Source organism: Enterococcus devriesei (assembly GCF_001885905.1).
In the GTDB taxonomy this organism is placed as follows: Bacteria; Bacillota; Bacilli; order Lactobacillales; family Enterococcaceae; genus Enterococcus_A; species Enterococcus_A devriesei.
On sequence record NZ_JXKM01000007.1, the window covers coordinates 155202 to 172729 of the forward strand.

Annotated in this window: 19 protein-coding genes; 15 read left to right on the forward strand and 4 right to left on the reverse strand. The window is 41.1% G+C overall.

Annotation, left to right across the window (positions count from 1 at the left end):
• Positions 1 to 498 precede the first annotated feature (498 nt).
• The 4 genes from RV00_RS11200 to RV00_RS11220 all read left to right on the forward strand — a co-directional run bounded on the left by RV00_RS11200 (position 499) and on the right by RV00_RS11220 (position 3064).
• Positions 499 to 921: an RNA polymerase sigma factor gene (locus RV00_RS11200; RefSeq protein WP_000804878.1), complete on the forward strand. Its 423-nt coding sequence runs from the start codon at positions 499 to 501 to the stop codon at positions 919 to 921.
• Positions 918 to 1148 (forward strand): helix-turn-helix domain-containing protein, encoded by a 231-nt coding sequence (locus tag RV00_RS11205; protein ID WP_000845144.1) that lies wholly within the window; start codon positions 918 to 920, stop codon positions 1146 to 1148. The genes RV00_RS11200 and RV00_RS11205 overlap by 4 nt, the downstream gene beginning before the upstream one ends.
• A gap of 495 nt (positions 1149 to 1643) precedes the next feature.
• Positions 1644 to 1844, forward strand: coding sequence for a DUF3173 domain-containing protein (locus RV00_RS11215; RefSeq protein ID WP_000633909.1), 201 nt, complete (start codon positions 1644 to 1646; stop codon positions 1842 to 1844).
• 26 nt (positions 1845 to 1870) lie between these two features.
• The gene (locus tag RV00_RS11220) at positions 1871 to 3064 is read left to right on the forward strand and encodes a site-specific integrase (protein ID WP_000237798.1); all 1194 of its coding nucleotides are present in this window, start codon (positions 1871 to 1873) and stop codon (positions 3062 to 3064) included.
• Positions 3065 to 3131: 67 nt separating this feature from the next.
• Here the strand turns inward: RV00_RS11220 and guaA are convergent, their stop codons facing one another.
• Positions 3132 to 4700 (reverse strand): glutamine-hydrolyzing GMP synthase, encoded by a 1569-nt coding sequence (guaA, locus tag RV00_RS11225; protein WP_071862679.1) that lies wholly within the window; start codon positions 4698 to 4700, stop codon positions 3132 to 3134.
• A 55-nt stretch (positions 4701 to 4755) separates the two neighbouring features.
• Positions 4756 to 5679 (reverse strand): type I pantothenate kinase, encoded by a 924-nt coding sequence (gene coaA / locus RV00_RS11230; RefSeq protein WP_071862680.1) that lies wholly within the window; start codon positions 5677 to 5679, stop codon positions 4756 to 4758.
• A gap of 448 nt (positions 5680 to 6127) precedes the next feature.
• Between coaA and RV00_RS11235 the strand changes: the two genes are divergently transcribed.
• The 9 genes from RV00_RS11235 (at position 6128) to RV00_RS11275 (ending at position 13506) form a co-directional block, all read left to right on the forward strand.
• Positions 6128 to 6709 (forward strand): SGNH/GDSL hydrolase family protein, encoded by a 582-nt coding sequence (locus RV00_RS11235; protein WP_071862681.1) that lies wholly within the window; start codon positions 6128 to 6130, stop codon positions 6707 to 6709.
• Between the two features lie 4 nt (positions 6710 to 6713).
• Positions 6714 to 7313 carry a class I SAM-dependent methyltransferase gene (locus tag RV00_RS11240; RefSeq protein ID WP_071862682.1) on the forward strand — a complete coding sequence of 200 codons (600 nt, stop codon included), beginning with the start codon at positions 6714 to 6716 and terminating at the stop codon, positions 7311 to 7313.
• Between the two features lie 220 nt (positions 7314 to 7533).
• Positions 7534 to 8487 (forward strand): sugar-binding transcriptional regulator, encoded by a 954-nt coding sequence (locus RV00_RS11245; protein ID WP_071862683.1) that lies wholly within the window; start codon positions 7534 to 7536, stop codon positions 8485 to 8487.
• Between the two features lie 203 nt (positions 8488 to 8690).
• On the forward strand, positions 8691 to 9491 hold the full coding sequence (locus tag RV00_RS11250) for an SDR family oxidoreductase (RefSeq protein WP_071862684.1): 801 nt from the start codon (positions 8691 to 8693) through the stop codon (positions 9489 to 9491).
• An 88-nt stretch (positions 9492 to 9579) separates the two neighbouring features.
• Positions 9580 to 9993 carry a PTS sugar transporter subunit IIA gene (locus tag RV00_RS11255; RefSeq protein ID WP_071862685.1) on the forward strand — a complete coding sequence of 138 codons (414 nt, stop codon included), beginning with the start codon at positions 9580 to 9582 and terminating at the stop codon, positions 9991 to 9993.
• Between the two features lies 1 nt (position 9994).
• Positions 9995 to 10483, forward strand: a complete 489-nt coding sequence (locus tag RV00_RS11260; RefSeq protein ID WP_071862686.1) for a mannose/fructose/sorbose PTS transporter subunit IIB — start codon at positions 9995 to 9997, stop codon at positions 10481 to 10483.
• Between the two features lie 75 nt (positions 10484 to 10558).
• Complete coding sequence (locus RV00_RS11265) at positions 10559 to 11374, forward strand: PTS mannose/fructose/sorbose transporter subunit IIC (RefSeq protein ID WP_071862687.1); 816 nt, start codon at positions 10559 to 10561, stop codon at positions 11372 to 11374.
• A gap of 11 nt (positions 11375 to 11385) precedes the next feature.
• Positions 11386 to 12249 carry a PTS system mannose/fructose/sorbose family transporter subunit IID gene (locus tag RV00_RS11270; protein ID WP_071862688.1) on the forward strand — a complete coding sequence of 288 codons (864 nt, stop codon included), beginning with the start codon at positions 11386 to 11388 and terminating at the stop codon, positions 12247 to 12249.
• Between the two features lie 30 nt (positions 12250 to 12279).
• Positions 12280 to 13506: a zinc-binding dehydrogenase gene (locus tag RV00_RS11275; protein WP_071862689.1), complete on the forward strand. Its 1227-nt coding sequence runs from the start codon at positions 12280 to 12282 to the stop codon at positions 13504 to 13506.
• 180 nt (positions 13507 to 13686) lie between these two features.
• On the opposite strand, the gene RV00_RS11280 is transcribed toward RV00_RS11275, so the two are convergent.
• Together RV00_RS11280 and RV00_RS11285 are read right to left on the reverse strand one after the other, a co-directional pair.
• Entirely contained in the window at positions 13687 to 14493 is an 807-nt protein-coding gene (locus RV00_RS11280; RefSeq protein ID WP_071862690.1) for an alpha/beta hydrolase, read from the reverse strand.
• Positions 14494 to 14509: 16 nt separating this feature from the next.
• Positions 14510 to 14881, reverse strand: coding sequence for a hypothetical protein (locus tag RV00_RS11285; protein ID WP_071862691.1), 372 nt, complete (start codon positions 14879 to 14881; stop codon positions 14510 to 14512).
• Positions 14882 to 15031: 150 nt separating this feature from the next.
• On the opposite strand from RV00_RS11285, the gene RV00_RS11290 reads away from it, so the two are divergent.
• The gene (locus RV00_RS11290) at positions 15032 to 16048 is read left to right on the forward strand and encodes a LacI family DNA-binding transcriptional regulator (protein WP_071862692.1); all 1017 of its coding nucleotides are present in this window, start codon (positions 15032 to 15034) and stop codon (positions 16046 to 16048) included.
• 138 nt (positions 16049 to 16186) lie between these two features.
• Positions 16187 to 17488 (forward strand): pyrimidine-nucleoside phosphorylase, encoded by a 1302-nt coding sequence (locus RV00_RS11295; protein WP_071862693.1) that lies wholly within the window; start codon positions 16187 to 16189, stop codon positions 17486 to 17488.
• The last annotated feature ends 40 nt before the right edge of the window (positions 17489 to 17528 follow it).

Below are 17528 nucleotides of genomic sequence, written 5' to 3' on the forward strand. Positions count from 1 at the left end.
TCCAAGTGGAAACAGGTATAGAAAAACGTGTTATGTAGTTTGTGAGTTCTTTTAAGAGCGCTATTATGCTTATGAATGTGATAAATCCAATCTCAAATAGAAAGGTCGCTGATTTTATTTACCCATACAACTATATAAAATTTAGTTATGCTGCTAAAAAGTAGATAAAATTGGCGACTGAATGGAGGTCACAGTCGCCATGAAAAAGATACGTCACTATCTAATTCTCTTAATTAGGTTCTTATCAAAAAAACTTACCCACCTACACTAGATAAATATGACCATCAATGTGGTTTTACAAATCGTATAGACAGAACAATTGAAGCACATGAACAGAGAAAACAATCTGTTTATGTGTTTTTTTGGCTACTTCGTGAATATCTTTTAAGATTTTTCTTCACTTATGCAACAAATCCCCCTTTCGTGTCGGGACTTAGTATGAAGGGAGATAAAGAAGTACATGCCACTCCCTTTCACGACAGAAAGGGGGTGAAAAACATGAAACCATCTTCTTTTCAAGAAACCATAGAAAATCAGTTTGACTATATCTGCAAACAAGCCATTGAAGATGAACGGAAAGATTATTTCAAACATCTAAGCAGACTGTCCAAAAAAGAAGTTTCATTTTCTGAAATAGATAACTACCTTGTCACCTCTTTTTCTACGGTTGATACGTATGTCACTGATTTTCAACTATTCACATTGTATGGATTAAGAATCAATGTTGAAAGTGATTTGTTAAGCGAAGCCTTACGCCACCTTCCAGAGAACAAGCGGAACATCATTTTACTTCATTATTTTATGGATATGAGTGATGTGGAAATTGCAGAATTACTAAATGTAAATCGTTCAACAGTTTATCGTCATCGAATAAGTGGACTAGCCATGATTAAAGAATTCATGAAGGAGTGTAAAGAATGAAAACAGCCTATCCAAGGGTTCCCTTCCCCCTCATTGTAAAGGCGACAGATGGCGACGTGGAAGCAATTAATCAGATTGTTAAACATTATCGAGGGTATACCTCAAAACGTTCTTTGCGTCGCATGACAGACGAATATGGCAATTCTCATATGGTTATTGATGAAACCCTACGTGGCAGAATGGAAACAAAACTCATCACCAAGATTTTAGCGTTCGAAATTAAATAATCTCATTTTTTCGTGGAAGCGTGTTGAACCGTTCCACGCTTCCCGATTTGGGAGGTTTGTTATTCCATCAAAGCCTACTGTATGTTCAGTATGTTTTGATAGGCTAACAAGCCAAACGTTCTTTGACAATTGAATAAAGCCAATCGAATACGTTTCGATAAGAAAAGAGCCAACGAACTAACACGCCATGATCTATGAAGATAGCGAGCGATTCATGTTAAAACTTCGTAAACAATCTTTAGCAGGATTGTTGCCATGACTTTCTTATCGTGATAATGATACTCCCGTATAGCCACAGTCCGAGCGTTAGTAGCGTCGCAGACAATGGGTACGGCTACATGAAAATCATGCAGGGGTGAAATGCCCGTGAGCTTTGCTAGAGCTGTTCGATTGCTGGGATATTCTTCTCTTGTCAATGTATTATCATAAAAATATTTGATATAATTATAGGTGAATATTGGAGTTTTCCTAGCCTATAATGGGAAAGGAGTAATAATGATAACGGTCACAAAAAAAGATTTAGTTGAGCTAGGATATGGAACTTCTTTTTCAGCAGACATCATAAAAAAAGCAAAAGAATTGATGATTACAAAAGGGCATACCTACTATCAATCTCGAAAGTTAGATAGAGTCCCTCGTGAAGCTGTTGAAGAAATTCTAGGAATTCGGTTTTCAAATGAAAACAGGTCTGAGTAGTTTTTGCACAGTAAGGAGTAAAAACTATGGTTAAAGACCCAATAAAAAAAGCAAAGAATGGAACCTATTATTTTCGTGCAAATCTAGGTTATGATTCTAAAGGAAAAAAAATTCAAAAATATCGTAGTGGATTCACTACTAAAAAAGAAGCAAGAGAAGAATATTCAAAACTACTACTGATGAAACCAGAAGAATTAAGTGAGAATAAGGATAAAATGACGTTTAATCATTATATCTTTGAAATTTTTCTTCCATGGTATAAGACACAGGTAAAGCTCAGAACATATGAAAATCGCTTACCAACTATTAAGAAACATTTCTCTTATTTTGATAAAATGGCTGTTTCCGATATTGAGCCTATTGATGTGCAAAATTGGCAACTAAAATTATCAAAGAAATGTAAGTCTTCTTATGTGAGAGCTGTTCAAGGACTATTTTCAGTTGCTATGGATCGAGCAATTGTCCTTGGGATAACCACCACAAATCCATCTAAGATTATTGGCAATGTGAAAAAGCAAAAGTCTAAAATTGAATTTTGGACAAAAGAAGAATTTGAAAAAGTAATCTCTCTAATTTATAAAGAAGATTACTATCAACACTTTTTATTTATCTCTCTGTGGTTTTTATTTATGACTGGAATGCGAATTGGTGAAGCTACTGCCATTCAATGGGAAGATATTGATTTTGACTCTGGAGTACTAACCATCAACAAAACACTTTATTACAAGAATCAATCGGATTATAGATTTGTTGAACCAAAAACAAAGGCGAGTGTTCGTCATATTGTATTAGATGAATGTACTCTAAATTATCTATCCGAATGGAAGAAAGCACAACAAAATCTAATTCAGACAGACTTTGTAATGAGCTATAACGGTATTCCTACCCAAAAACATACGCTAGCACATGCTATTGAACGCTATGCTAAGCTGGCTAGTATTCATCGAATCAGAATTCATGGTTTACGGCATTCGCATGCTTCCTTGTTAATCAGTATGGGAGAAAACCCACTCATCATTAAAGACCGTTTAGGACATGAAGATATTGAGACGACTTTAGGAACGTATGGACATCTTTATCCTAACAGTAATTTTGAGGTAGCTAACAAATTAAATGGAGCCATTTCCTTTAAAGAAGCAAAACAAAATTATGATACTTCACCAAAGAATCAATTTACTGTAGACTACTTGCGAAACAAAGAAATGAAAAAAGTGCAATAAAAGTGCAGTAAAAAAATAAGAAGAGCCAGAAACCCTTGATAAACAAGGATTTCTGGCTCTCCTACAACTACTCCCACTCCACTGTTGCTGGTGGCTTAGATGTAATATCATACACGATCCGATTGACATGAGCGACCTCATTGACGATCCGAACGGAGATCTTTTGCAAGACATCCCACGGGATACGAGCAAAGTCAGCAGTCATGCCATCGATTGAGGTAACGGCACGAATACCGACTGTGTAGTCGTAAGTACGGCCATCGCCCATCACGCCGACGGAACGAATGCCGGGTAGGACAGTGAAGTATTGCCAGATGTCGCGGTCAAGACCGGCGTTGGCGATTTCTTCGCGCAAGATCGCGTCTGATTCACGGACGATCTCTAGTTTTTCTTCAGTGATTTCACCAATGACACGAATTCCTAGACCTGGTCCTGGGAATGGTTGGCGCCAGACGATAGAGTCAGGCATGCCAAGTTGTGTTCCTAGCTCGCGAACTTCGTCTTTGAATAAGGTATTTAGTGGTTCGATTAATTCGAACTGCATATCTTCCGGTAAGCCACCCACGTTATGGTGAGATTTGATGGTTTGAGCAGTTTCAGTTCCTGACTCGATTACGTCAGTATATAAGGTACCTTGGGCTAAGAAAGAAATGCCTTCTTTACCAGCCAGTTTGGTTGCTTCGTCATCGAATAAGTAAACGAATTCGTTTCCGATGATTTTGCGTTTTTTCTCTGGGTCAGAAACGCCGGCTAATTTAGTTAAGAAACGGTCGCGAGCGTCGACTTTGATGATGTTTAGGCCAAATTTTCCGCCTAATGCGTCCATTACTTGTTGGCCTTCGTCTTTACGTAATAGGCCATGGTCCACGAAGATCGAAGTTAATTGGTCACCAATGGCTTTTTGTAAAAGCACACCTACGACTGATGAATCCACACCGCCGGATAGGCCAAGTAAGACTTTTTTGTCGCCGACTTGTTCACGGATTCTTGCGACTTGCATATCGATGAAGTTATCCATCGTCCAGTCGCCTTTACATTGACAAACGTCAATGGCAAAGTGACGTAGCAATTCGTTGCCGTATTCTGAATGGCGAACTTCTGCGTGGAATTGGATACCATAGATGTTGCTGTTTTTGTTTTGGATCGCTGCGATTGGGCAATCTTTGCTGGTGCCGACTTTTTCGAAGCCTTCAGGCACTTGTGTGACTAAATCACCGTGGCTCATCAAAACGGTTTGTTCTTTTGGTGTACCGGCAAATAGCACGGCATCATCAGAAACGATTTCTAAGGTTGCTTGTCCGTATTCACGGTTTTTAGCTGGTTCAACTTTTCCGCCTAAGTTATACGTAATTAGCTGCATTCCATAACAGATACCTAAGATTGGAATACCTAGTTCAAAGATTTTAGGATCAATGGAGAAGGCTCCTTCATCATACACACTGTTTGGTCCGCCGGAAAGGATGATTCCTTTAGGATTGATGGCTTTGACTTCTTCAGCAGTGATTCGGTGGCTCATAAGCTCTGAAAAAACACCGAATTCACGAATACGACGAGTGATTAATTGGTTATACTGACTACCATAATCAAGTACGATAATTTTTTCTACGTTGGTCATTTCGGTAGAAACGTTGGTCACAATTATTACCCCTTTTCAAGTTTTATTATAAAAGAAAGCAAGCTTTCTTTATAAGCTAGTATTTACGCAAATAGATCTCATCAATGATGTGATGTTTTGCCTTGTGCAAGATAATATCAGCTCGGCCACGAGTTGGCAAGATGTACTCTTCCAAATTCTTCAAGTTGACATTTTTCCAAACATCTTCTGCCATCGTTAGTGCTGTTTGGCGATCACCAATGGCATATTGATAGTAATAGTTTTCTGGTTTTTTAAAGGCTGTATCCAGCAAGGACTCGAAGCGTTCCAAGTACCAGCGTTCGATCATTTTAGGCTCCGCGTCAACAAAGATCGATAAATCGAAAAAGTCGCTGACGTAGATTTGCTGGTTGGCTGGCAACTGCAAAGTATTGATCCCTTCCACAATTAAAATATCAGGAGAATCGATCGTCTCGAATTCACCGTCAACGATGTCATACACATCATGGGAATATTTTGGGATGGGAATATTTTCTTTACCAGATTTGACTTCATTTAAGACGTCGATCAATTTTTCCATATCATAACTTTCTGGAAAACCTTTGCGGTCCATAATGCCGCGTTTTTCTAACACGGCGTTAGGGTACAAGAAACCATCGGTGGTGATCAGTTGAACGGTTTGGTGTTTGAACAAGCGGTCCAACAAGGTCTGCAATAAACGGGCAGTGGTGCTTTTGCCAACCGCCACACTACCGGCGATGCCGATAATAAAGGGCGGCATTTTTACATAGCGATGTAAAAATAGGCCTTTGCTTAGTGTCAGCGATTCAAAATCCTTCATATACAAATGGATCAGGTGACACAAAGGTACATAAACGTCCTCCACGTCTTTCATGGAGATACGGTCATTCAAACTTTTGATACTGTCTAACTCAGCTTGGGTTAGTGGCGTATTCCCAGGTGTATAAAAATCTTGCCAATCATCCCGGGCGATCCGATAATAGTTCCCTCTTTCGTTCATAACGGTCTCCTTATTTATCTTAAGGTATGGATGCCGCAGCTCAGCTTTTTATTCTAGCTGATCCTACAAGCAAAACGCTTTTAAAGGAAAGAATTCCCAAAAAAATTGCAGGATAGAATGGATCGCTGACATCCGTTAATAGCTGGGCTTATTCTAACATAAAAACGCGATAGATAGCGCTCCTTAACGAATAAATCCGAATAATTTCAGCTATAAGAAAGGTTATACGTCATTTTAGCCGAAAAAAACAGTTAAAAGCTATCGGAATGATAGGAGTTTCATTTGTTTCTTAGATTTGAAAACAGACACCACCAGTCAACCAATGGAGAACGAATTTGTTTCACGCTATTTATCAGATTAATTTCATCGTTTCATGCTATGATAAGGAAGAAGTTTTATCAAAGAATAGTTGTTTTAACTTACATTAAAAACAAAAGGAGTGCGAACTATGAAAAAAATCGTTTTATTTGGCGACAGCTTGTTGACTGGTGTGATGAATGGCGAGACCAGCGATATTTTAGCTACGTACATCATTGATGAATTAACAGAGATGGATTTCCCCGGCTATAGGTTAGTAAAATTAGGCAAACGCGGTGAATCTTCGTCGGATGGCTTAGCTCGTATCAATGAAGCCGTGGAAGCAGAAGGCGACTTTGTGGTTATTTCTTTTGGAACCAATGATTCCTTGAAACAAAAAAATCCCGTTGATGTTTTCGGAGACAATATCGAAGAAATGCTAGAATCTTTTGATGCGTCAAAAGTGATCTTACTGACTACTGGCTACATCAATACCGAAATCATGACCGCAGGGAATAATGAACGGCAGCAGCTTTATGCTGAAAAAGCGAAACAAATCGCTGAAAAAGTTGGAGTAAATGTGATTGATCTCTACCATCATATGACCGTTTATCCAAAACCCAATGAATTCGTCCAAAAATTTGATGGCATCCATCCTTCCGAGGAAGGCTATCATTTCTTAGGCGCGTTGATCGCCCGTGATATCAAAGAAAAATTATTAGCAGAAGGGTAAGAGCATGGCAAATCATTATTATTCAGAAAATCCGGAGACGGCCCACGATTTACACCAATGGTCGTTTGAATTAGCCGGAAAGAATTTTCACTTTGTGACCGATAGCGGCGTCTTTTCTCGTGATACGGTAGACTATGGTTCCCGCGTCTTGATTGAGCATTTTACAGCGGCTGATCTACCAGCAGGCACCTTGTTAGATGTTGGCTGTGGGTATGGTCCAATCGGTTTAGCGCTAGCTTACCAAACGCAGCGTCCTGTAGAAATGATCGATGTGAACAATCGTGCGGTGGAGTTGGCACAGAAAAACGCGAAGCATAATGGCATCGAGGCGGATATCCACCAGTCGAATATTTACGAGACCTTGCATCAAAAAGAGTACGCGGCAATCATCAGCAACCCACCGATTCGAGCTGGAAAAAAAGTTGTCCATCAAATTTTAAGCGATGCGGAACCCTTATTAAAAGTTGGTGGCAGCTTGACCATTGTGATCCAAAAGAAACAAGGCGCTCCTAGCGCGAAAAGCAAAATGGAAGAAGTCTTTGGCAATGCCGAGATCGTGGCAAAAGACAAAGGTTACTATATCATTCGTAGTGTGAAGGAATAACTAAATCCTGTAAGCAGCTATAGTGTGCTTACAGGATTTTTTTACGAAATGAACGTTTAGCAGGCTGCTTACTGTAAAAGAAAGCTTGGCTGATGAGCAGTTTTTTCATCATACAATTGTCGTTAGTAAAAAATGGAAAAGGCTTGCAGAAATGATCAGAGACAAGCTATAATCACATTGACTCATGTTTTTCACAAATGTGATATGAAGGAGTAAACGTATGCAAAAAGAAGAAGATAAATTATTGGTACGAATTGCAGAAATGTATTATCAAGAGGATAAGAATCAAAGTCAGATTTCAAAGGAATTAAATATCCACCGCAGTACCATCAGCAGATTGTTGAAACGTTCGCGAAATGAAGGAATCGTCAATATCTCTATCAATTATGACAAAGCCGGAACCTACAGCATTGAAAAAGAGCTACAGGAAAAATTTAATTTAAAAAAAGCGATCATTGTTCAGGCTGGGGCTGATTTAAGCCGCACCCAAAAGGACAAGCTATTGGCTCAAGGAGTCGGTGAATATTTAACCGAGATCATCAAGGACAATATGATCTTTGGCTTTTCGTGGGGAGAGACCATGTCGGCGATTCCTGAAGGCTTGACTGATTATGATGTGAAGAATATTTTATGTGTCCCGATGATCGGTGGGCCATCTGGTCGTTTAATCAGTGATTATCACGTCAATACGATTACCTATGAGGCATCGAAGAAATTAAATGGCCGGGCTTTATTGATCGATTCGCCGGCTTTCCCAGAAACGGTTGCGCTAAAAAAAGCCTTGATGGAAAATGAGTTCAATCAAGAGCTGATTGACTATTGGCGGAAGATCGATATTGCGATTTTAGGGATCGGCTCACCAACTTTGAAAGCTAGCGAGAGTTGGAAGCAATTCTATGGCGAAGACGTGTTGGCTTATTTAGAAGGGAAAAAAGTTGTCGGCGACGTGGTCTCACGTTTTTATAATATCGAGGGTGAGCATATCGACAATACGTTGGATGACCGTTTGATCGGGATCGATATCGCTGATTTGAAACGGACGCCGTACCGGATCGGTGTGGCGGAAGCGGTGGATAAAGCGGATGCTATTGCTAGTGCTTTGAAGGGCCGCTACATCAATGTCTTAGTCACAACTGAAGAAACAGCAGAAGAAGTGTTGAAGCGTTCGGTTTAATTTGTTTAAAAAAGAGATTTATTAAGTAAATAGGTATCTGAAGACAAGTATCGTGCTTGTCTTCTTTTTTTTGCGCTCTGCACTTTTGTGATTCGATTTTAAAAAAGTTGCAAAAAGTTATTGACAACGTTTTCTTCCGCGGTTAATATAAAGTTACAACAAATGTTAAAAACAAATCACAAATGTTAAAAGGGGCGTTAACGATGAATTGGTTAGAAGTAGAAGGTAAGACAGTCATTGTCACAGGAGGTTCGTCAGGGATCGGCGCGGCGATTGTACAAGAATTATGTGAATTAGGGATCAATGTCGTAAATGCTGATTTACGTGAAGGAGCATTCACCCATCAAAATTTATTTTTTAGTCAAACAGATGTGACTTCTCCCGAATCTGTTGAACAAACAGTCGCGGCGACGGTAGAAAAATTTCAAACGATCGATGCAGTCGTAAATAATGCGGGGGTGAATATCCCAGCGTTATTAGTAGATGAGGAAATGGCAGAAGGCGGCAAATTCCAAATCAATGAACAGATTTTCAATAAGATGATCGCGATTAATCAAAAGGGTGTTTATCTGATGGGGCAAGCAGTTGGACGTGTCATGGTGGAACAAGGCTACGGCGTGATTATCAATATGTCTTCAGAATGCGGCTTGGAAGGATCAGAAGGGCAAAGTGTTTATGCAGCGACCAAAGCGGCGGTTAACAGCTTCACGCGTTCATGGGCGAAAGAACTTGGTAAAAAAGGTGTTCGGGTCGTAGGAATCGCACCGGGGATCATGGAAGAAACTGGATTGCGGACACCTGAATATGAAAAAGCGTTGGCATATACCCGTGGGATCTCAGTTGAACAGCTGCGAGCAGGCTATACAAATACTAAGACGATTCCATTGGGTCGTGACGGTAAATTAAGTGAAGTGGCAGATTTAGTGGCGTACTTTGTTTCCAATCGTTCGAGCTATGTTGATGGCGTGACGTTGAATGTAGCTGGCGGGAAAACACGAGGATAGATTTTTACTGCTGTTGGTTGCTTAGATCAGCCAGCAGCAGAGATATAAATAGTACGGGAAGAAACGCTAGGAAAACAAGGAGGGACTTATGAACAAAGTAATTTTAGTAGCACATGGAAAGCTGGCTCACGAGATGAAAAACTCCGCAGAAATGATCTTTGGTGCGTTGCCAGATTTTGAATCAGTGGAATTTTTAAAAGAAGAAGGCTTGGATACGATTCAAGAAAAAGTTTTTGGTGCGATGAAGGAAGATGCTTCTTACTTGGTGCTGACGGATTTGTTTTGCGGGACACCATATAATGCTAGCTGCGCGGTGGCGATGAAAAATCCCGAACGTGAGATTGGAATTGTTTCTGGCATGTCCTTGCCAATCGTCCTAGAGGTAGCAAGCATGTTACAAGGCAGTCGTCTGGAAGATATTGTGAATCATGTTACAAGCATTCCTTGCGATACAGTGAAAGCGTTTAATCAAGCGGTAATTGAAGAAGAGGAGGATTTTTAAGATGAAAATCAATTTAGCACGGGTGGATGATCGCTTAATCCATGGACAAGTCGCAACCGTTTGGGCCAAAGAAGCCGGAGCGAAACGAATCATCGTCGTCAGCAAAGAGGTCGCCAATGATGAGATTCGTAAGACATTAGTGAAACAGGCGGCGCCGCCGGGAATCAAAGTCAATATCGTTGATCCGGAAAAAGCCGTGAAGGTTTACAACAATCCGAAATATGCGGATGAAACAGTTTTCTATCTATTTACGAATCCGATGGAAGTGTTAGAAATGGTGCAAATGGACGTGCCAATCACTTCAATCAATATTGGTGGGATGCAATTCAAAACTGGTCGTACGCAAATCACAAAAGCTGTCTCAGTTGATCAGACCGAAGCTGACGCGTTCCGTAAGCTAGAAGCGGCGGGAGTGGAGCTGGACCTACGGGTAATCGCAACCGATCCGAAAGGAAACTTTGAAGAAAAGCTAAAAGAAGCGGGATTCTAAAAAGGAGTCGTGGGGCTTCGATCAGAAACGGACGAATAAGCGTTGCAGAATAAGAAATAGTAGGAGGATACAAAAATGGAACTATCAGCATTACAGATTGTACTTATTTTTCTTTTTTCATGTGTATGTGGGATGGGCAGTGTGTTGGACGAATTTCAAACCCATCGACCGTTGATCGCCTGTACGATGGTAGGCTTGATTCTAGGCGATGTGCAAACGGGAATTATTTTAGGCGGAACTTTGGAATTGATCGCTTTAGGTTGGATGAATATCGGTGCGGCCCAATCGCCGGACTCGGCCTTAGCCAGTGTGATTTCAACTATTTTAGTTGTGGTTGGTCAACAGGATATTCAATCAGGGATCGCGATTGCTTTGCCCGTTGCGGCAGCCGGACAAGTCTTGACGGTTATTGCACGGACGATCACTGTGGCCTTCCAGCATGCGGCAGACAAAGAAGCGGAAAAAGCTAACTTCAATAAAATTATCCTTCTGCATTTTAGTGCTTTATTTATTCAAGCCTTGCGGGTAGCGATTCCGGCGACGGTCGTAGCGGCTTTCGTCAGTGCCGAGATGGTGACACGGATGCTGGATATGATTCCAGATGTGATTACTGGTGGGTTAGCGGTAGCAGGCGGCTTTATCGTCGTTGTCGGGTACGCGATGGTCTTGAACATGATGAGTGTGGCGTACTTGATGCCATTCTTCTATCTAGGCTTTGTGATGGGCGGTTATTTAGAGTTTAGTTTGTTGGCTTTCGGGATCATTGGTCTGATTACAGCTTTGATCTACGTACAGTTGAATCCAAATTTCTTGAAGAAAAACGAAACTCAAGGCAATCACGTGGCGGCAGTCGTAGCTGGTGAGCTGGCTGATGATGAACTAGAAGATTAGGGGGCGGAATAATGGAAAATACTTCAACGATCGAAACGAAAAAAAATATTTATACCCAATCACAATTAACGAAAAAAGATTTAATGACGACCTTTGTTTTTTCGAATTTTCAACAAGCGTCCTTTAACTATGAACGGATTCATGCCTTAGCTTTCTGTGTGGATATGATTCCAACAATCCGTCGTGTGTATAAAACAAAAGAAGAACAGGCTGAAGCCTTGAAGCGTCATCTGACCTTCTTCAATACGACTCCGGCTGTTTGTGGTCCGGTGATTGGTGTGACGATGGCGATGGAAGAAGCGCGAGCAAGTGGTGCAGACATTGATGATGGCACGATTAACAGCTTGAAGGTCGGCTTGATGGGGCCTTTAGCTGGTGTCGGCGACCCCTTAGTTTGGGGAACATTGCGTCCGATTACGGCAGCATTAGGTGCTTCGCTGGCTTTATCGGGCAATGTGATGGGACCAATTTTATTCTTCGTAGCTTTCAATGCGATTCGTTTGGCGATGAAATGGTTTGGTTTGACCTATGGCTTCAGCAAAGGGATGGATATCGTCAAAGATCTGTCAGGCAACTTATTGCAAAAGCTGACGGAAGGCGCGACGATTCTAGGCTTGTTCATCATGGGGGTTCTAGTAACGAAATGGACAACGGTCAATATTCCACTAGTCGTTTCGAGAACACCGGGGACAGATGGCAATACAGTTGTTACGACTGTCCAAAATGTTTTAGATGATTTAGTGCCAGGCTTGCCAGCATTAGGGTTAACGCTATTGATGATGTATTTATTGAAGAAAAAAGTAAGTCCAATCGTTTTGATCTTTGTATTATTCGCGGTTGGGATCGTTGGTTATTGGTTAGGCATTCTTGCATAAAAAGTAGTAATAATTTTAGGGGGAACTGTAATGAAGACAAAGGCAGTGCGTTTATATGGTAAGAAAGATTTGCGCTTAGAGGAATTTGAATTGCCAGAAATTAAAGAAAATGAGATTTTGGCTTCGGTAGTCACCGACAGTATTTGTATGTCAACGTGGAAGTTGGCGAATCAAGGAGCGGACCATAAAAAAGCGCCCAATGATTTAGCGGACAATCCCATTATTATCGGCCATGAATTTTGTGGCGAGATCTTAGAAGTTGGCGGAAAATGGGCGCATAAATATAAAAAGGGCGAGCATTACGTGTTGCAAGCCAACCTGCAATTGCCAGATCGTCCGGACTGCCCCGGTTATTCTTATCCGTATACAGGCGGAGATGCCACCTATATTGTGATCTCAGAGGATGTCATGAATCAGGATTGTTTGATTCCTTATAAGGGTGAAACCTATTTTGAAGGTTCGCTGATTGAACCACTCTCTTGTGTGATTGGCGCGTTTGAAGCGAATTATCATTTAAAAGAAGGTTCCTATGAACATAAAATGGGAATCAAAGCGGATGGCAATTTATTGATTATGGGCGGAACGGGGCCGATGGGTTTATTGGCGATCGATTACGCACTGCACGGTCCAATTAAACCGAAAAAATTAGTCATCACCGATCGTGACGCTGAAAAATTAGCTCGTGCTGAAAAATTATATCCAAGTCAGAACGGGATTGAAGTTTCTTATGTTAATGTAGACGGTGTAAAGGATCAAGTTAGCCTATTGAAAGAAACGGTTGGTGGCGGATTTGATGATATCTTTGTGATGATCCCAGTCGCTTCAGTCGTAACCGATGCGGCAGACATGCTGAATCCAGATGGCTGTTTGAACTTTTTCGCTGGTCCGCAAGACAAAGAATTCTCTGCAAACGTAAATTTCTATGATGTGCATTATTCCTTTACGCATTTTGTCGGAACTTCTGGTGGGAATACGGAAGATATGCGTAAGGCAGTTAAATTGATTGAAGAAAAACAAGTCAAAGTCGCCAATGCGGTGACGCATGTCTTAGGACTTGACGCAGTTGCCGAAACGACCTTGAACCAACCAGAAATCGGCGGCGGGAAAAAATTAGTTTATACGCACAAACAAGCAGACTTAACCAAACTTTCCGACGTTTCTGCAGACTCAGAACTTGGAAAAATCTTAGCAGAAACAGACGGGATTTGGAGTCAAGCTGCTGAAAATTATGTATTGAAAAATTATCCTGAAATTTAAAAAGCATCGTGGAGTGCATCAGCTCCACGATGTTTTTTAAACTATGAAGAAGTATAAAATTTTCAAATGAAAAAATCGCTTTACAGCAGGCATATTCATGTCCGGCTTCACGAACTAGCTTTATCGGCAATAAGCAAAACTATTTCGAAATTTGAGAAGCAATTTAGAAATAGTTTGGTCTTATTGCTCAAAAGCTGAGCGAGTTCGCGAAAGCCTTTCTGATAGATTACTTTTCAAAAATTGAAGGGTCGGTTGATAGGCAACATCTGCGTAGCCTTCACCATGCACCGTACCAGTGATCAATTTATTCTCACTAGGAACACCCGCTTCGGCCAAGGCTGCTTGCAAATGATAGACACCGGATAAAGGCACTAATTCATGCAAAGAGTTGGCAATAAAAAGTGGGCCACTTTTACTTGAAACACGTTGCAAAGGATCGGCTTGTTTTAGCAAATCCATGTCTTGGTTCACGTAATTTAAAATAAACCATTTATAAAAGGCGTCATTGGCACCATCTTGATCGATTTTGCCACTCGCTTGTTTGTCAAAATCGGGCTTTTGATTCATAGCGGCGACAACCTCGGGATGTTCTTGGACCCAGGGATAAAGGTCGATGATCCCTGACCACGAAGCGGCAGGAATGCCTTTTTGCAGCGCCAATTCAATGGCTAAATTCCCGCCAGCAGAAGAGCCAAGTGCGGTGATTTTATCTTTTACAGGATAGTCACTAGCAACTAACCAGTCGTAGACCGTTAATAAATCTTCCATGGCTGCTGGAAAAAGATGATCGGGAGCTAAACGATAATTCGGTGCCACCACCAGAAAGCCGTCGGTGGTCAAACGTTCCGCTAAAGCCTGCTCTTTCGCCTTGTCTCCGCGAAACCAGCCGCCACCGTGAATTAAAATAATGGCCACCTCGATCGTCTCCGGTTCATAAATATCTAAGGTCAATTGATTTTTTTCATCATACACAACATCATTGATCATCTTGCTTCGCTCCTTTTTAGATCAAATCATTTTCTTTCGTTGACTGAGGCTGTTGCTGCTTTAATTCGGCCAAAATGGCTAACAGCTTTTGTTGAGCCAACTCGTATTGATCGATTTGATCACCAAACGCTTGATTAAAACCAGTCAAGCCATCTTTGACAAAGGCATACTCGTATTGATAGACCGCATCATAGGCTTTGGTAAAACGTTGCAACAAGTCGGTTTGCGCGTCTAGTTGCAAGGCCATTTGAATCACACGGAAATCCGTGTAGGCCAGTTCAAATTGGATTGCCCAGATGCGGAGAAAATCATGTTGGTTCTTAATGTGCAGAAAATGGTGTTCTGTCGTCCAAGCTAAATTATTAAGCGCGCCTAAAACATCAAGCATTTTTCTCACCTGCCTTTTCATCTCTTATGACTTAAATCTACGCTCTTTTTTTCATGAATCAAGTAAGTCGTCTCGGCTTTTAATGAAAAAGTCTTTCTTTCTATTTTTTCCTTTGCTACACTTAAAAAAAATAGTGAGAGAAGGTCCACCATGAAGATCACCATCAGAGAGATCGCTGAAATGGCCGGTGTTTCAGTAACGACAGTGTCACAGATTTTGAATAATAAGGGGAGCCGTTTCAGTGAACAGACTCGCAAGAAAGTTTTGGCAATCGTAGAAGAGCATCAATACAAACCAGATTTTTTTGCGGCAAATTTGATCAATCGTCATTCCAAAACGATTGGTATGATTGTTCCTGATGTCACCGATTTTTTCTTTTCGAAAGTTATTGAAGGCGTGGAAAGTTATTTGAATCCGTTAGGTTACATGATTATTTTATGTAATTCCCGCCATGATCAAGAGCAGGAAAAACGTTATTTGAATGAACTGTCTCATCGCTCAGTGGATGGTATTTTATTAGCAACACCTTACCAGTTGGAAGATGAACACAAGCTAGGCAGTGATTTTTATCGGCGACATCCGATGGTCTTAATCGACCGCGGCTTGAATGACCGCGACTGGGGGCAATTATTGGTGGAAGAATATGCGGGTGCACAAGAGGTATTGCGGATGTTGGTGAAACAAGGGCATCGTCATATCGGCATGTTGAAGGAAAGTCAAGGCTATTATCAATTGACGGAGCGGGTTAAAGCGTACCGTCAAGTTATTTTTGAATCTGGTTTGCCTTTTGATGAAAGTTATATTTGCTCAGGCGAGTTAACATTGGCTGGTGGGTATCACGCAACGAAAGAAATGCTGAAAAATGAAAAAATCACGGCGATTTTTTGCGGGACAGATGAAATGGCGCTGGGCTGTTATCAGGCGATCTATGAAGCGGGCTTGAGAATTCCTGAAGATATCTCCGTAGTTGGCTTTGATGGACTAGAGGTTAGCAAGTACATGGTGCCACCGTTAACGACGGTTTTTCAGCCTAGTACAGAAATTGGTTTTTCCGCAGCAAAATTTTTAGTTGACGCAATCAATTTTCCTTCTCAGCGAATCCCGAATAAAATTTTCCAAACCAAATTAATTATTCGTGAGAGTGTAAAAACTTTAGGTCAGGGTTGACAAGTAGTTTGTCACCCGTTATAGTAACAATGGTAGCGCTAACAGAAAGCGCTTCTTCGTTAAGTAAACTGTTTTACTAAAGTGGTTTACCTTTCGCTATTTTATTGTATAATGACTTTGAAGCTTGGAGGAAAACCTATGAGAATGGTAGATTTGATAGAGCAAAAGAGAGATGGCAAGTCTCTGTCAAAAGCAGAAATTGAGTTCATTATTGAAGGCTACACAGATAACAGTATTCCTGATTATCAGATGAGCGCATTATTGATGGCAATTTTTTATCAAGACATGACCGACGAGGAAATTTCTTATTTGACGCTAGCGATGGCGAATTCAGGTGAAATTATTGATTTGTCTTCCATCGAGGGAATCAAAGTTGACAAGCATTCAACCGGCGGTGTCGGTGATACGACTACTTTGGTTTTAGCACCCTTAGTTGCCAGCGTGGGTGTTCCGGTAGCTAAAATGTCTGGTCGCGGTTTAGGTTTCACTGGTGGAACCTTAGACAAATTCGAATCGATCCCAGGGTTTAAGATTGAATTATCTGAACAAGAATTTATTGATATTGTAAACAAAAGCAAAGTTGCGGTGATTGGTCAATCGGGCAATCTAGCGCCAGCTGACAAGAAGCTTTACGCCTTGCGGGATGTGACAGCGACAGTTGATTCAATCCCATTGATCGCCAGCTCGATCATGAGTAAGAAAATTGCCGCGGGAGCAGATGCAATCGTCTTAGATGTGACGACTGGCGAAGGAGCCTTCATGAAAAATCTGGAGGATGCCAAACGTTTAGCCAAAACGATGGTACGGATCGGTAAATTAGCAGGTCGCCAAACGATGGCGGTCATCTCAGATATGTCCGAGCCTTTAGGCGAAGCAATCGGAAACAGTTTAGAAATCGTCGAAGCAATCGATACGCTAAAAGGCAACGGACCAAAGGATTTAACCGAGATGTGTTATGTCCTAGGAAGTCAAATGGTTGTTCTAGCAGGAAAAGCAGAAACACTCGAGGATGCTCGTAAAATGCTGGAAGAAGCTTTGCATTCAGGAAAAGCATTAGAAAAATTCCGTGAAATGGTTAAGGATCAAGGCGGCGATGTGTCAGTCATTGATCAAACTGAGAAAATTTTGACGGCTAAGTATGAAATTGAATTGCCAGCCAAGGCCTCTGGCTATGTCACCAAGCTAGTGGCGAATGAAATCGGAATTGCAGCAATGCTTTTAGGCGCAGGACGCAAAACGAAAGACGATGACATCGACCATGCAGTAGGAATCAAACTGCATAAAAAAATTGGGGATAAAGTGGCTGAAGGAGAGTCGTTATTGACTATTTATGCCAATTCAAAAGAAATCTCTGAGGTTGAAAATTTACTTTATCAAAATATTTCGATTGGTGATACACCGGAAGAACCGATTTTGATTCATGATGTCATTACTGAATAAGTATTTAAAACTTTTTTATAACAAGAAAGAATATATTATA

Excerpts from the sequence above, each read along its gene's own strand:
- RV00_RS11255 (WP_071862685.1), top strand. The coding sequence starts at position 9,580 with ATGAACAAAGTAATTTTAGTAGCACATGGAAAGCTGGCTCACGAGATG.
- RV00_RS11215 (WP_000633909.1), top strand. The coding sequence starts at position 1,644 with ATGATAACGGTCACAAAAAAAGATTTAGTTGAGCTAGGATATGGAACT.
- RV00_RS11200 (WP_000804878.1), top strand. The coding sequence starts at position 499 with ATGAAACCATCTTCTTTTCAAGAAACCATAGAAAATCAGTTTGACTAT.
- RV00_RS11250 (WP_071862684.1), top strand. The coding sequence starts at position 8,691 with ATGAATTGGTTAGAAGTAGAAGGTAAGACAGTCATTGTCACAGGAGGT.
- RV00_RS11290 (WP_071862692.1), top strand. The coding sequence starts at position 15,032 with ATGAAGATCACCATCAGAGAGATCGCTGAAATGGCCGGTGTTTCAGTA.
- RV00_RS11265 (WP_071862687.1), top strand. The coding sequence starts at position 10,559 with ATGGAACTATCAGCATTACAGATTGTACTTATTTTTCTTTTTTCATGT.
- RV00_RS11245 (WP_071862683.1), top strand. The coding sequence starts at position 7,534 with ATGCAAAAAGAAGAAGATAAATTATTGGTACGAATTGCAGAAATGTAT.
- RV00_RS11240 (WP_071862682.1), top strand. The coding sequence starts at position 6,714 with ATGGCAAATCATTATTATTCAGAAAATCCGGAGACGGCCCACGATTTA.
- RV00_RS11205 (WP_000845144.1), top strand. The coding sequence starts at position 918 with ATGAAAACAGCCTATCCAAGGGTTCCCTTCCCCCTCATTGTAAAGGCG.
- RV00_RS11235 (WP_071862681.1), top strand. The coding sequence starts at position 6,128 with ATGAAAAAAATCGTTTTATTTGGCGACAGCTTGTTGACTGGTGTGATG.
- RV00_RS11270 (WP_071862688.1), top strand. The coding sequence starts at position 11,386 with ATGGAAAATACTTCAACGATCGAAACGAAAAAAAATATTTATACCCAA.
- RV00_RS11295 (WP_071862693.1), top strand. The coding sequence starts at position 16,187 with ATGAGAATGGTAGATTTGATAGAGCAAAAGAGAGATGGCAAGTCTCTG.
- RV00_RS11275 (WP_071862689.1), top strand. The coding sequence starts at position 12,280 with ATGAAGACAAAGGCAGTGCGTTTATATGGTAAGAAAGATTTGCGCTTA.
- RV00_RS11220 (WP_000237798.1), top strand. The coding sequence starts at position 1,871 with ATGGTTAAAGACCCAATAAAAAAAGCAAAGAATGGAACCTATTATTTT.
- RV00_RS11260 (WP_071862686.1), top strand. The coding sequence starts at position 9,995 with ATGAAAATCAATTTAGCACGGGTGGATGATCGCTTAATCCATGGACAA.
- RV00_RS11285 (WP_071862691.1), bottom strand. The coding sequence starts at position 14,881 with ATGCTTGATGTTTTAGGCGCGCTTAATAATTTAGCTTGGACGACAGAA.
- coaA (WP_071862680.1), bottom strand. The coding sequence starts at position 5,679 with ATGAACGAAAGAGGGAACTATTATCGGATCGCCCGGGATGATTGGCAA.
- RV00_RS11280 (WP_071862690.1), bottom strand. The coding sequence starts at position 14,493 with ATGATCAATGATGTTGTGTATGATGAAAAAAATCAATTGACCTTAGAT.